The sequence below is a fragment of the Tardiphaga alba genome, from assembly GCF_018279705.1.
GTDB lineage: Bacteria > Pseudomonadota > Alphaproteobacteria > Rhizobiales > Xanthobacteraceae > Tardiphaga > Tardiphaga alba.
Genome location: NZ_CP036498.1, coordinates 3,458,939 through 3,471,916 on the forward strand (window position 1 = coordinate 3,458,939; position 12,978 = coordinate 3,471,916).

Genomic DNA, 12,978 nt, shown 5'->3' on the forward strand with positions numbered 1-12,978 from the left:
TCAATACTTCGCGCGATCCGGCAGCTTGCGGAATTCCTGCCAGACCTTCTGCGCGTCGGCTTGGCTGACTTGCGCGATCTTCAGCTTCCGCTTGCTGTAAGGCAGCTTCATATCCGCGCTGATATTGCTGTCGTCGAACAGATCCGCGTAGTCCGTCCACGCCGCCGCGAATACGATGCGATCGAGACGCGCCCAATAGGCCGTCGCGTAGCACATCGGGCAGCATTCGCAGCTCGTATACATGGTAGCGCCCTTGAGATTGGGCGCGCCGACCTTCTTGCAGGCCGCACGGATAGCGTTGACCTCGGCATGTGCCGACGGATCGTTGTCACGCAACACGCTATTGCCGGTGACGGCAAGAACTTCGCCGTTGCGCACGATCACGGCGCCGAACGGACCGCCGGTGCGCTCCACCACGCCGGCCTTGCGCATCTGTTCGATGGCCTGCGCCATGAACTTCTTGTCCTCTTCCGTGCCGGAGGCGACGGGTGAAGCCGGCTTCGCAAAAGCTTCGGTGCCCGCGGACGCGGCGATCACGCCGCCTGCACCTGCCGCAAGAAACTGGCGCCGATGCACCACGCGCGCAGACGCGAACAATTTATCGAGGGACGTGTCGCCATTCGAGGAAGAGGTCATGTCATTCACCCTGGCGGTCACAGCGACCGCTGAAGCGCCCGCGCCGCATGATTGCAGAGGGCCGACACTGCTCTTAGAGGTGAAGTCCTTACGGAGTCTTGTTGGCGCCCCCCCACTTTCGACGCGGTGCGGAGAAAGACCTATTTCCCCAAATGCTTAGCGTAGTTCTCTACCACTTCGGCGGCCTGGCGGCTGGGTGATGCGTGTCCGACGCCCATGATGTCATCAAGCCTCGCCATTGCTTCCACCTGACGATGACGCATCGGCGTATCCGCAAGCACGTCCTGCAAGGATGCGGCGAGTTTTTCCGGCGTGCAGTCTTCCTGAATGAATTCGGGAATAACGTTCTCGCCGATCACGAGATTGGCGAGAATCACCGAAGATGATGTCACGAAACGACGAATGATCCGCGCTTCGATCTTTCCCGCTTTATACGCGGTGACCATCGGTACGCCCGCCAAAGCAAGTTCGAGTGTCACGGTGCCGGACTTCGCAAAAGCCGCATGCGCAATGCGGAAGGCGGCGCGCTTCTCCGCCTCCCCGATGACGACACGCGGCTGCACCGGCCACGACTTCAGAGCGGTGGTGATGCCATCGACGAGATGCGGCATGGTCGGGAGAATCAGCTCAAACTCGCCCCCACGCTTGCGCAGGAGATCGAGCGCCGCACCGAACGTCTCCATGTGATGGCGAATTTCACCGCGCCGGCTCCCGGGCAGCACCAGCAGCACCGGCGGCTTGCCGTCACGCCGCGCCTGTTCGTCTGCATTCGGTCGGAGACTGTCGATCTGCTCGATCAGGGGATGGCCAACATAAGTACATGGCGGGCCGCCCAGCCTACGATGCGCCTCGGGTTCGAACGGCAGCAGCGCCAGCAGATGATCGACATAGGCGCGCATCGCCTTCGCGCGCCCCGGACGCCACGCCCATACGGTCGGCGACACATAGTTGACGATCGGAATGGACGCATCGCGTTTGCGCACGCGCTTGGCGACACGCTGGGTGAAATCGGGACTGTCGATGATGACCAGCACGTCGGGCTTGGTGCGCAAGACGTCGTCGGTGGCGCGCGCAATCAGCTTGAGGATCGACGGCAGCTTCTTCACGACAGCGGCAATGCCGATGATCGACAATTGCTCGATCGGAAAGAGCGACTGCAATCCCTCGCGCGCCATGGACGAGCCGCCGACACCGGAGAACACGACATCATCGCCAAAGCGCGACTTCAACTCGCGCATCAGCGCCGAACCGAGGCGATCCCCGGATTCCTCGGTGGCAATCAGATGAATCTTGCGCGTCACGCTGACAATCCCGTCACGAACAGTCCGGCGGCATCCGCAGCCGCGATCATCGCCTGTGGCTCTGCGACGATGGTGTTGCCGGCCACGATAGCAATGCCGCCGAGCTTGGCAGCGATCGCGCCATCGACCGTGCGTGGACCTGTTGTCGGCAGATCGAAGCGCAGGTCCTGGCTGCTCTTCGGCGCCTTCACCAGCACGCCCCTGCCCACTTTGGCGCGGATGCGGCCATTGGCCCGCAATTCGGCGACACGCGCCAACAGCGCGTCGGTGCCGCCGATGTCCTCGATCCCGACAACGTGACCATCGATCACCACGCAGGCTTGGCCGATATCGAACGGGCTCAACGCGCTGAGCACGTCGCGTCCACGTGCAATGTCGGCCGAGGCGTCGGCATCGGGCGTCGCACGCGTAATGCTGCCCGCAGGCATCAGAAGGTCCGGCGCGACATCCTTCACGCCCAGCAGGCGAAAGCCTTCGTTTTCGAACAGGCGGCTGACGCTGGTGAGCAGATGATCGTCGCCTCCGCGAAAGGCGCGGAACACCTGCGGCATCACGCGCAAAGTGCCCCAGTCGAGACGGACTTCAGAAATCGCGGGACGCACCAGCGTGCCGATGAAAACGAGATCACGGCAATGCGTGCTGCGCATCAGCCTGAGCAACGCACCGAGTTTTCCGATCGGCGTCCAGTAATGCTCGAACCGCGCCGCCTGTGCGGGATCACAGAAACCCTTCAGTCCGAAGATGATCGGCTTGATGCCGCGAGCAGCCAGCGAATCCGCCACTGCAAACGGCATGGCACCTCCGCCGGCGATGATGCCGAACGGAGATCCGATCGCGAGCGCTTGCGTCGATGGCTGGCCGTTCATGCTGGGCCCCCGCCCCGGTCAGGAATGACTACCGCCGTCCTCGGGCAGGCACAAAGCACGGTGCTTGCCCCCTGCAATGAAAGCCAGGATTTCCGCAATCGCCGGATCTTCACTAGCCAACGGTTGCACGCGCTCAAGACGCTCGGCGAAGACACCGGGACCATGGAAGAGCTTCTGATAGAAGCCGCGCACCATGGCGAGGCGATCCTTGGTGAACTTCCGGCGCTTCATACCAATCAGGTTGAGGCCTTCGAGCGCGGCATACTGGCCGTTGACGAGGCCGAATGGAATGATGTCGCCGCGCACGCCACAGACACCGCCGACCATCGCCTGCGGTCCGATACGCGTGAACTGATGCACGGCGGAGAGGCCGCCCATGAAGACGAAGTCGCCGATTTCGCAGTGACCGCCGAGCGTGGCCGAGGTTGCGAAGATCACGTCATTGCCGACATGGCAGTCATGGCCCACATGGGAGCAGTTCATGAAGTAGCCGCGATCACCCACCGTGGTGATGCCGCCGCCGGCCACGGTGCCGGCATTCATGGTCACGCTCTCGCGGATGGTGCAGTCGTTGCCGATGACGAGCTTGGTCAGCTCGCCTTTGTAGCTCAGCGATTGCGGTGGCGTGCCCAAGGACGCGAACGGGTAGATCGTGCAATTGGTACCGATGGTGGTGTCGGCCGTAACATTCACATGGGACAGCAGCTTGGTGCCGGCGCCAATGCTGACATGCGGTCCCACCACGCAGAACGGCCCGATCTCGGCGCCCTCACCGATGACAGCGCCATCGGCGATACGTGCGGTCGGGTCGATCTTACTCATCCGGAAAGTCCAATCCCAGCCATGCCCGGCTGCCTGCGAATGTCGTGATTTTTCCAGTGGTTAGCGCGAGTTTTGGGGGCTGTCCAGTGACGTCTGATTGCGATCTGTTACGTCCGCACAGCTTGTTGCCGCAGGCCCTCAAGCCTGGGTGAACCGCACCGCAGCCGGTGAAATCGCTGCCAGATCGCGGCATCCGGCCAGGGCCATGGTGACCTCGAGCTCGGCCCGCAGCAGATACAGCACGTGCGAGACCCCTGTCGCGCCCGCCGCCGCCAGACCATAGACATAGGGCCGGCCGATCAGCACCGCCTTCGCGCCCAGCGCCAAGGCCTTGAACACGTCGCTGCCGCGGCGGATGCCGCCGTCCATCAGGACAGGCACCCGGCCCTCCACGGCCGCGACGATGTCCGGCAGCACGTCGATGGTCGCGGGGAGGCCGTCCAGGGTACGCCCGCCATGGTTGGACACGATGACCCCGTCCATGCCCTCGGTGACCGCCCGCACGGCGTCCTCGGCTGTCGTGATCCCTTTCAACAGCACCGGCAGCCGTGTCAGCGATTTCAGCCAGGCGAGGTCGCGCCAGGTCGGCGCGGCATTCAGGAGGTCACTGCCGAGCAGGATCTGAGCGCCCGCCTCGCCGCGTCGTGGCGGCAGCCCGCGCATGCCGCGCAGATTGACGGCCTCGACTCCGGCTGGAAACGCGAAGCCGGACCGCTGCTCGCGATTGCGCAGCCCGTTTACCGGCGCATCGACGGTCACGACCAGCGCCTGATATCCGGCGCGCTCGGCACGCTGCACCAGATCGCGGGTGAAGTCGCGGTCCGGCTGGATGTAGAGTTGAAACCAGAGCGGTGACGAAGCCGCGGCAGCGATATCCTCCAGCAAACGCGTGGCCTGCGTGCTCACCACCATGCCGGCCTGCATTGCGGATGCGCCGAGCGCGGTAGCCATTTCCGCCTCGGGATGCACGAGCGCCTGGAAGGCGACGGGTGCCAGCATGATCGGATGCAGGAAGGTGTGGCCGAACAGTGTGAGTTGCGTGTGTGCGCCTGTCAGATCCTGCAGGACGCGCGGCCGCAGCGTGAGGCGCTGGAATGCGGCGCAGTTGTCGCGCAGCGTCACCTCGTCGGCTGCGCCGCCGGCGATATAGGCCCAGGCTTGCTCGGTCATCCGCTCGCGCGCATAGGGCTCGTAATCGGAGACCGACGCAATCGTCGCCGGAATCTGTTGCAGCTTGTCGCGCGGCTCGACGGTCATATCGCCTCCCTCAGGTGATCGACCATTCGCGCAACAGGTTGTGATACAGGCCCGTCAGGCGATCCAGCGCCTCGCTATCCGGCGCCTCCTCCGCAAGGTCCTGAATGGTGTCGTCGAGATCCAACAGCATCGCGCGGCGATTGGCTTCGCGCACCAGACTCTGGATCCAGAAGAACGATGCAAGCCTGACGCCGCGGGTGACCGGTGTGACCTGATGAAACGTGTTGGCAGGATACAGGACCATGTGTCCCGCTGGCAGCTTGACCTCATGCGTCGCGAGTTCACCCTGGATCAGAAGCTCGCCGCCGTCATACTCATCGACATCATTGAGAAACAGCGTGGCGGAGAGATCGCCGCGCACGCGGGTCGGCGTCCCCGGGACCGAGAAGATCGCATTGTCGATGTGATATCCATAGGTGCCGCTATCCGCGTAACGGTTGAAACGCGGCGGTAGCACCTTCAGCGGCAGTGCCGCAGCCATGAACCTGCTGGTGGTGCTGAGCTTCTCCAGCACGAAGGCGCTGAGTTCGCCAGCCAGCGGATCGTCCTGTGCAAGCTGCTGGTTCTGCTTGACGCGCGCGGCGATGTGCCCCGCTGTTGTCTTGCCATCCTGCCAGGCGGCCCTGTCGAGCAGCTCGCGGCAACGGCTGACTTCAGCCGGTGTCAGCACGTCGGGAATGATCTCCATGGTCGCCGCTCCTCCGCTCGTCTGCCGGCTCTTCTTAGCAGCGCCGACCATCGATCGCCACGCCACCAAACGCAACTGCGGCAGGTTCTAAACGAACCCGCCGCAGCCGCTATTTCGTAGATCGATCAGATCAGAACTTGAAGCTTGTGCTGACCCGATAGACGCGGCCCGCAGCGATAGCCGCACGAGAGCCATTCCAGTTGCTCGACACCGCGTAGCGATTGTCGGCCACGTTATCGACGTTCAACCGCAGCACCACATCCTTCTGGATGTCATAGGACGCCATCAGGTTGAAGGCCGCATAGCCCGGCAGCATGCCGAACTGGCCGTTCGGAATGATGCGGTTCGCATCGTCCGGGCGTCCAAGGAAGGACTCACTGGCGAAGTTCACGCCGGCACCCAGCGTCCATCCGGTCGAGATGAACTTGTAGGTCGTCCAGAGATTACCCGAGACATTCGGTGTGAAGGCGAGCTCGTTGCCGCTGGTGGTGAGGAACGGCGCGTAGTCCGCGGGATTTGCACGGCGGCGCACGTCATCCAGATAGGCTGAATGCTTGCGCTCGCTCTGCATGAACAGCAAACCGCCGAACACCGACCATGCCGGGGTGATCTGACCGGCCGCGCCGAATTCGATACCCTGCACGATCTGCTGCCCATAGCCCTTCAGGCTATCGACGGTATCGCCGACATCACGCCCTGTAATTGGCGCGTTGCGCTTTTCTGTACGGAAGATCGCGGCCGTTGTGCTCAGACGGCCACCGAAGAAATCAACCTTGGTGCCGACTTCGTAATTGTGGAAACGCGTCGGATCTGCGCCGGCAACGAAGCCCGGAAACGCGTTGTCATCCGGGCGCGAGATGTCCGGGTTGGACAGATAGGAGCCTGGCGGAAGATAGGAGACACCGAACGCACCGTAAATGCTCGAATAACGCGTCGGTTTGTAGACGATCGCCGTCTTGCCACCGAGCGTGACATCGGACTCACTGCCGTTGAGACCCGAAGGCAGGCCCGCAATGGTGCGGCTATCGATATCGACCTTGTATTTTTCGGCGCGCAAGCCACCCATGATCGACCACTGCTCGTTCAGCTTGATCGTGTCGAACACGTAAGCGGCGACGGTATTGATCTTGATGCCGTTGGTGAAGGTCGGCAGCAAGGGAGCAGCGATGGCCCGATCCGGATTGGGGTTAAAAAGATCGGTGTTCGAGTTCTGCGTTCCGAACCGCAGCGCGTTCGACTCTTCCTGCGTAAACTCGAGGCCGGCCGAGACCTTGTGCTGGAGCTGACCGGTGTCGAACGATGCAGAAACATTCGTCAGGTTCGAAACCGACGTGTTGCGGCGATCATAGAACTGCCGCTGCGTGCTTACCACCCGCGTGGCAGGGGTGAAACCGGTTGGTACGGTGTACTGAGACGAGCGATCAACGGTCGACCAGCGTGTCTGGTTGCTGATCGTCACGTGCTTGGTGATGTCGTATTCGACACGGCCGAGCACAGCATCGCTATCGACATTGTCGAAATCCGAACGCAGCCCGTAGAAATTGTCCTTTGAGGCGGAAGCAGCGAGCGGATCGTATCGGAACATGCCCTTCACCCCGGCGCCGGGAATGCCCCAATCGGGCCGATCGCGACGCGTCAGATGCTCATACGACACATAGGCACGCAGATCAGTGCCGAGACCGAAGGCGAGCGACGGTGCGATGCCCCAGGTTCGGTTCTCCGCAACGTCACGGCCGGGAATGCCGCTCTGCTCGATCATCGCATTCAATCGGAACGCAGTGTTCGGCGCGACGATGTAGTTCATGTCGATGGTGCCGCGTTTCTGCGCCTGCTGACCGCCCTGCGCGAAGCCGAAGCTCACATCACCCTGGGTGACATTGGCAAGCCACGGCACCTTGCTGACGAGATTGACATAGCCGCCGGCGCCGCCGCGACCATTCTCCATCGCGGGCCCCTTGAACACTTCGACGCGATCGACGTTGAACGTATCGCGGGTGTAGGTGCCGCTGTCGCGCGCGCCATCGAAGAAAATGTTGCCGCTGCCGTCGAAGCCTCGGAGCTTGAAGTTGTTGGTGGAGGTCGAGAAGCCGTTTTCACCGGCGTCGAAGCTGATACCGGGTGTGTTGCGAAGAACCTCGGTGAGGTTACGCGCGCCCTGCTCGCGAATGATCTGCTGCGGCACGACTGTCACGGTCTGCGGCGTGTCCAGCAGCGGTGCGGTCTGCTTCGGCGACGACGCTGTCGGCACCACATAACCCTGCGGCCCGCCCTGGCTTGGCACACCGACCGGCTCAGCAGCAACGCGCGGCGTTCTGCGTGGCTGGGCCTGACGGGGTGCAGAGGCCGCAGGCGCCGTGGCGCGGCGCTGCTGCACGCGCGGGCTGGTAACCTCGATCGTATAGAGCACCCGCGAAGATCCGCGTTGCGCAGTGGCTTCCTGCGCGGATGCTGACTGACCGGCCGTCGACAGCGAGATCGCAATGCCTGCCGACAATGCGGCGTAAGGTATCGCTGATCGTCGCGTCCGCTTGGTGTCAGCCGCGTGCACCACAATCACACGCTGCTCGATTCCACCGTTACGCCCCCGCCCGACTTTAGTCATTCTATCGCCCCATAAATCTTAATTGCAGGGCGCTGATACATTGAGAAACAAATTGCTGTTTGTAGAAGCCATCTAACAAACAGCGACGCCGCAGGAGGCAATCGGTCGCAGCGATCCTATCTTTACGTGCGAATCCGCTATCGCAGCAGTGGTTTGATGAAGGTCAACGTTTCATGACCTGCAGACCTATCAACAACGCTACGTTTCGTCACATGCGGCAGAAGTGACCAATTTTACGCGCCAGCAATTCATTGCGACGTTCGATAAGTTGAATCATCGCAGTACTACACCGCGATGTGTTTGCATCCTTTCAAGCGCCGACACTGGGAACGAATCGCGCGCTCTTCGACGATGCCGCGCACAACGCCCGGCTCGCATCGGCATGTAGATGTCGAACTGATCGACACTCCGCCAACGCGATCGTCGCCGGACACACGTGTTCAATCGGCATGCGAGGCCGCAGCCTGCATGCTGAACGTCACGACTGGAGTGGATCGAGAAGGACGCAGTTAGTCCGTCAGCATGGCGCCGACATCGGCCTCGGCAACAGTGACGCCATTGACCTTGGCATCGCCGTGAAACCACCACATGGCACGCTTCCGGTTGATCAGGTGCAGGTGATACTCGATCGTATCACCCGGCATCACCGGCTTGCGGAATTTGCACTTGTCGATGGTGAGGAAGTAAACCGCGCGCGGCTTCTCGGTGCCTTCGACGGAGCTGATACCGATTACACCGGCCGTCTGCGCCATGCCCTCGATCATCAGAACGCCCGGATAGACCGGCCGTTCGGGAAAGTGACCGAGGAAACACGGTTCGTTGATCGTCACATTCTTGATGCCGACGCCGCTGAAGTCCTTGCGGATACCGACCACGCGATCGATCAGCAGGAACGGATAGCGATGCGGCAGCGTCTTGAGGATGGTGTTGATGTCCACCGCCTCGATGATAACCGGCGATTCCTCGCTCATTCCCGCTCGTCCTTCGTATCCTGCGCATCCGTGGCCGCGCCGGGCGCGGTCTCACGGGCCAATTTCTCCACCGCGAGGATCTCGCGGAACCACTGTTTCGTCGGCCGGGCAAAGATGCCCCCCATCGCCCACGCGGCGGGATGCTGTCCTTCACGCCCGCCATCGCGGCAACCTGTGCGCCGTCGCCAATCGTGATGTGATTGTTGAGGCCCACCATGGCGCCCAGCGCGACGTTGTCGCCGATGGTCAGACTGCCCGCAAGACCGCATTTGGCGGCGATAACGCAATGCCGTCCGATCGTCACATTGTGACCGATCTGGACCTGATTGTCGATTTTGGTGCCCTCGCCGATCACCGTATCGCGCAGACTACCGCGATCAATGGTGGTGCCGGCGCCGACCTCGACATCGTTCTGGATCAGGACGCGGCCGGTTTGCGGTACCTTGATGTGCCTGTCGCGACCAAACACAAAGCCGAAGCCGTCCTGGCCGAACTTGCAGCCGGGATGAACCAGCACGTTATTCCCGATCAGCGTGAACTGCAGCACGCTCCCTGCCCCGATATTGCAATCGCGGCCGATCTTGACGCCCGCAGCAATGACGGCGCCTGAACCGACAATCGTGCCAGAGCCGATCTCGACATCCGGGCCGATCACAGCCAGCGGGTCGACCGTGACGTCGTCCTCGAGCACTGCCGTCGGATGGATGATGGCCTGTTCGGAAATGCCGGAGACGTCGAAGCCTGATGTCGGACGCAGCGTATCGGCATGGAATGCAGTGGCGAGCCCGACAAACGCGGCAAATGGTTGCCTGGCACGTAGCACAGCGACATGGGCCGGGATCTCGCCCTTATAGCCCTCACTGACCAGCACGGCACCAGCCTGCGTGCGCGCAAGCTGATCGGCGTAACGGACGTTTTCGAAAAATGCGAGATGATGCGGGCCAGCCTCGTCCAGCGAGGCGACGCCCGTGATGACATGGTCCGCCTTGTCGGCATCGACCAGACGCGCCTTCGTTGACGCGGCGATTTCAGCCAACGTCAACGAAGGGTATTGCTTGAAGAAGGTCGGCAGCGCCATTCCATCCGTCGCGGTGCGGCCGTCAGGCAAGATTAGAACGAAGTTCCGCCGCCGAACCTGAACTGCTGAACGCGATCATATGCGCCCTTGGTGAGCGGAACAGCGTAGTCGAAGCGGAGCGGACCGAACGGCGACTGCCAGATCAGGCCAACACCGACCGACGACCGAACCTGATTGCCATCGTCATAGGTCATGCCGGTGCAGCTTCCGACCGAGGTCTGCGATGCCGGGACGCAAACACCTGGGGTGCTGCCAGCCTTGAAGGACTGAATTTCGCCGGTCTGAGCCCAAGTCGTCGGTCCCTTATAATCCCAGAGGCCGCCAGCATCGGCATACAGCGCGCCCTTGATGCCAACTTCCTTCGGCAGGAACCAGAACGGCATCTGCAATTCAGCCGAGGCGCCCCAATACTTGGTGCCGCCCAGTGCGTCGCCGTATGAACCGAGTGCGACGTAGCTGATGTCACGCGGGCCGATACCGTTCTGAGCGAAACCACGCACAAGGTTCGGACCCATCTGGAAGTGATCCAGCATGCGGATGTCCTTGCCGACTTCGTTCAGCATACCGCCCTGGACACGCAGCAAGCCAACGATATCCGCCACCAGCGGGGTGTAGTACTTTGCATCGAACGTGGACTTGAGGTAGCTCACGTCGCCGCCAACGCCCGCATAGTCCTGCTTGAACTCGATGAGCAGACCGTCAGTCGGGTTCTTGTTGTTGTCGAGCGTGTTGTAGTTCAGCGTGTAGCCGACCATCGAGGTCAGAGCCTTGCCGTTCGCCAGTTCGCGGCGAACTGGGAGCGACGATTCACCATCGGCGTAGCAACCCCATGTGCCGGCATTACCTGGCTGAACAGTACCGATGCCATTCTGCTGATTGATATAGCCGGGCGTGTTCGTGCCGTTATTGGGAATCGTATTGTTACAATTCGCGAGCTGAGCCGGCAGCGAGATTTCCTGCTGGAAGATCGAGTAGCGGAGCTGCAGCGCGAGGTCTTCACGCAGCTGGAAGCCGAGGCGCGGGCTGAAGCCCATCGTCTTGGTGTTGTACGAGATGTACTGGTTCGACAGCTGCTCGCGATAGAAGAAGTCGAGACCGAGCGCGACGCGGTAGTCGAGCAAATAGGGCTCGACGAAGGACAGCGAGTAGCCGCGAGCGTACTGGCCGTACTGAACCGACGCCTTGGCGAACAGGCCGCGACCGAGGAAGTTACGCTCGGAGACGCTGACTTCGCCCAGCGCACCGTCGGTGGTCGAGTAACCGCCCGACACCGAGAAGTCACCCGTCGACTTTTCTTCCAGATCGACAACCAGGATCACGCGATCGCCGGATGAACCGGGCTCGGTGGTGATCTTCACGCTCTTGAAGAAGTCGAGATTCTTCAGGCGGCGTTCGGCGCGATCGACCAGCGCACGGTTATAGGCATCGCCTTCCGAGACGTCGAATTCACGGCGAATGACATAGTCACGGGTACGGGTGTTGCCGCGGACATTGATGCGCTCGATGTAAACGCGCGGACCTTCCTCGATCGAATAACCGATCGAGACCGTGTGCTGTTCAAAGTTACGATCGCCGCGCGGACGAACCACGGCGAAGGCGTAGCCGCGACGCGACATTTCGATCTGCATTTCCTCGACCGACTTCTCCAGCGCTTCCGCGTTGTAGAGCGAGCCGACGCCAACGCGCGAGAACGAGCGCAGCGAGGTGGGATCGAAGTTCGGGATGGTCGACGAGAAATCGACATTGGCGACGCGGTACTGCTGGCCTTCTTCGATCTTGAAGGTGACCAGGAAGCCCTTCTGACCCGGATCGTACTCGGTCAGCGCAGCAACAACCTGCACATCGGCAAAGCCGTTCTTCAGGTAGTAGCGACGGATCAGGTCGCGGTCGGCTTCGACGCGATCCGGATCATAGATGTCGCCCGAACCCAAGAAGCTGAGGAAGTTCGACTCGCGGGTCTTGATCACGTCCTTGAGGCGATAGGACGAGTAATAGTTGTTGCCGATGAATTCGATCGACTTCACGCCGGTCTTCGCGCCTTCGTTGATCGTGAAGATCAGATCGACGCGGTTGTTCGGCTGCTCGATGATTTCCGGGGTGACGCTGACGTCATAGCGGCCGGAACGGCGATAGATTTCGGAGATGCGCTGGGCGTCGGACTGCACCATCGGACGCGAAAGCGTACCGCGGGCCTTCGACTGCACTTCGGCGTTGAGCTGATCGTCCTTGACCTTCTTGTTTCCTTCGAAGGCAACGCGGCCGATCACCGGGTTCTCGACCACAGTCACCACGATGCGTCCACCAGCGGGGCTGACGCGCACGTCCTGGAACAGACCGGTCTCGATCAGCAGCTTGAGGCCGTCGTCGAGGACGCCCTGATCCAGACGACCGCTCGGGCCCGGACGGAAATAAGAGCGGATGGTTTCGACATCCACGCGGCGATTGCCCTCAACGGTGATCGACGCGACGGTCTGCGCAACCGCAGCTGTCGGAAGAAGCGCAGCCGTCACCGAAGCGGCGACCGGCATGGCAATCATGATCGAAGCAGCAAACAAACCGCCCCGGAAACCCCGCAATCCAAAAATCATGCGCCAAGCGCCCTTATCATTCCAGTACCGCCGGCCCGCACCCCTACGGACAGACAGAATCCCTTGAGTTGCCCAGCTTGTAGCCAATTTTACCCCAGTGGCAAACGACCATTCGCCGAAGTTTTCTAATTTCATTCCAAGACGTTGCCTTCCGGCCACGTTATCCCCG

The 12,978-nt window shown here is 61.7% G+C and carries 9 protein-coding genes and 1 pseudogene; all 10 read right to left on the bottom strand.

Annotated elements, in window-relative coordinates:
* Entirely contained in the window at positions 1-636 is a 636-nt protein-coding gene (locus RPMA_RS16285) for a nucleoside deaminase (RefSeq protein WP_211908751.1), read from the bottom strand.
* 140 nt (positions 637-776) lie between these two features.
* Positions 777-1,937, bottom strand: coding sequence for a lipid-A-disaccharide synthase (lpxB, locus tag RPMA_RS16290; RefSeq protein ID WP_249225233.1), 1,161 nt, complete (start codon positions 1,935-1,937; stop codon positions 777-779).
* A complete protein-coding gene (locus RPMA_RS16295; RefSeq protein WP_211908759.1) occupies positions 1,934-2,803 on the bottom strand; it encodes an LpxI family protein in 870 nt (289 codons plus the stop codon). The genes lpxB and RPMA_RS16295 overlap by 4 nt, the downstream gene beginning before the upstream one ends.
* A gap of 18 nt (positions 2,804-2,821) precedes the next feature.
* Positions 2,822-3,625: an acyl-ACP--UDP-N-acetylglucosamine O-acyltransferase gene (lpxA, locus tag RPMA_RS16300; RefSeq protein WP_211908767.1), complete on the bottom strand. Its 804-nt coding sequence runs from the start codon at positions 3,623-3,625 to the stop codon at positions 2,822-2,824.
* Positions 3,626-3,763: 138 nt separating this feature from the next.
* Entirely contained in the window at positions 3,764-4,882 is a 1,119-nt protein-coding gene (locus RPMA_RS16305) for an alpha-hydroxy acid oxidase (protein WP_211908768.1), read from the bottom strand.
* A gap of 10 nt (positions 4,883-4,892) precedes the next feature.
* Positions 4,893-5,570, bottom strand: coding sequence for a Fe2+-dependent dioxygenase (locus RPMA_RS16310; RefSeq protein ID WP_211908770.1), 678 nt, complete (start codon positions 5,568-5,570; stop codon positions 4,893-4,895).
* 130 nt (positions 5,571-5,700) lie between these two features.
* Positions 5,701-8,172, bottom strand: coding sequence for a TonB-dependent receptor (locus RPMA_RS16315; RefSeq protein ID WP_211908772.1), 2,472 nt, complete (start codon positions 8,170-8,172; stop codon positions 5,701-5,703).
* Between the two features lie 509 nt (positions 8,173-8,681).
* The gene (fabZ, locus tag RPMA_RS16320; protein WP_211908774.1) at positions 8,682-9,143 is read right to left on the bottom strand and encodes a 3-hydroxyacyl-ACP dehydratase FabZ; all 462 of its coding nucleotides are present in this window, start codon (positions 9,141-9,143) and stop codon (positions 8,682-8,684) included.
* Positions 9,140-10,221: pseudogene (gene lpxD, locus RPMA_RS16325) on the bottom strand (UDP-3-O-(3-hydroxymyristoyl)glucosamine N-acyltransferase). Before lpxD ends, fabZ begins: the two are co-directional and overlap by 4 nt.
* A gap of 32 nt (positions 10,222-10,253) precedes the next feature.
* Positions 10,254-12,809, bottom strand: a complete 2,556-nt coding sequence (gene bamA, locus RPMA_RS16330; protein ID WP_211908776.1) for an outer membrane protein assembly factor BamA — start codon at positions 12,807-12,809, stop codon at positions 10,254-10,256.
* Between the last annotated feature and the right edge of the window lie 169 nt (positions 12,810-12,978).

Coding starts and splice junctions, on each gene's coding strand:
- RPMA_RS16285 (WP_211908751.1), bottom strand. CDS start 636: ATGACCTCTTCCTCGAATGGCGACACGTCCCTCGATAAATTGTTCGCG.
- RPMA_RS16295 (WP_211908759.1), bottom strand. CDS start 2,803: ATGAACGGCCAGCCATCGACGCAAGCGCTCGCGATCGGATCTCCGTTC.
- lpxA (WP_211908767.1), bottom strand. CDS start 3,625: ATGAGTAAGATCGACCCGACCGCACGTATCGCCGATGGCGCTGTCATC.
- RPMA_RS16305 (WP_211908768.1), bottom strand. CDS start 4,882: ATGACCGTCGAGCCGCGCGACAAGCTGCAACAGATTCCGGCGACGATT.
- RPMA_RS16310 (WP_211908770.1), bottom strand. CDS start 5,570: ATGGAGATCATTCCCGACGTGCTGACACCGGCTGAAGTCAGCCGTTGC.
- RPMA_RS16315 (WP_211908772.1), bottom strand. CDS start 8,172: ATGACTAAAGTCGGGCGGGGGCGTAACGGTGGAATCGAGCAGCGTGTG.
- fabZ (WP_211908774.1), bottom strand. CDS start 9,143: ATGAGCGAGGAATCGCCGGTTATCATCGAGGCGGTGGACATCAACACC.
- bamA (WP_211908776.1), bottom strand. CDS start 12,809: ATGATTTTTGGATTGCGGGGTTTCCGGGGCGGTTTGTTTGCTGCTTCG.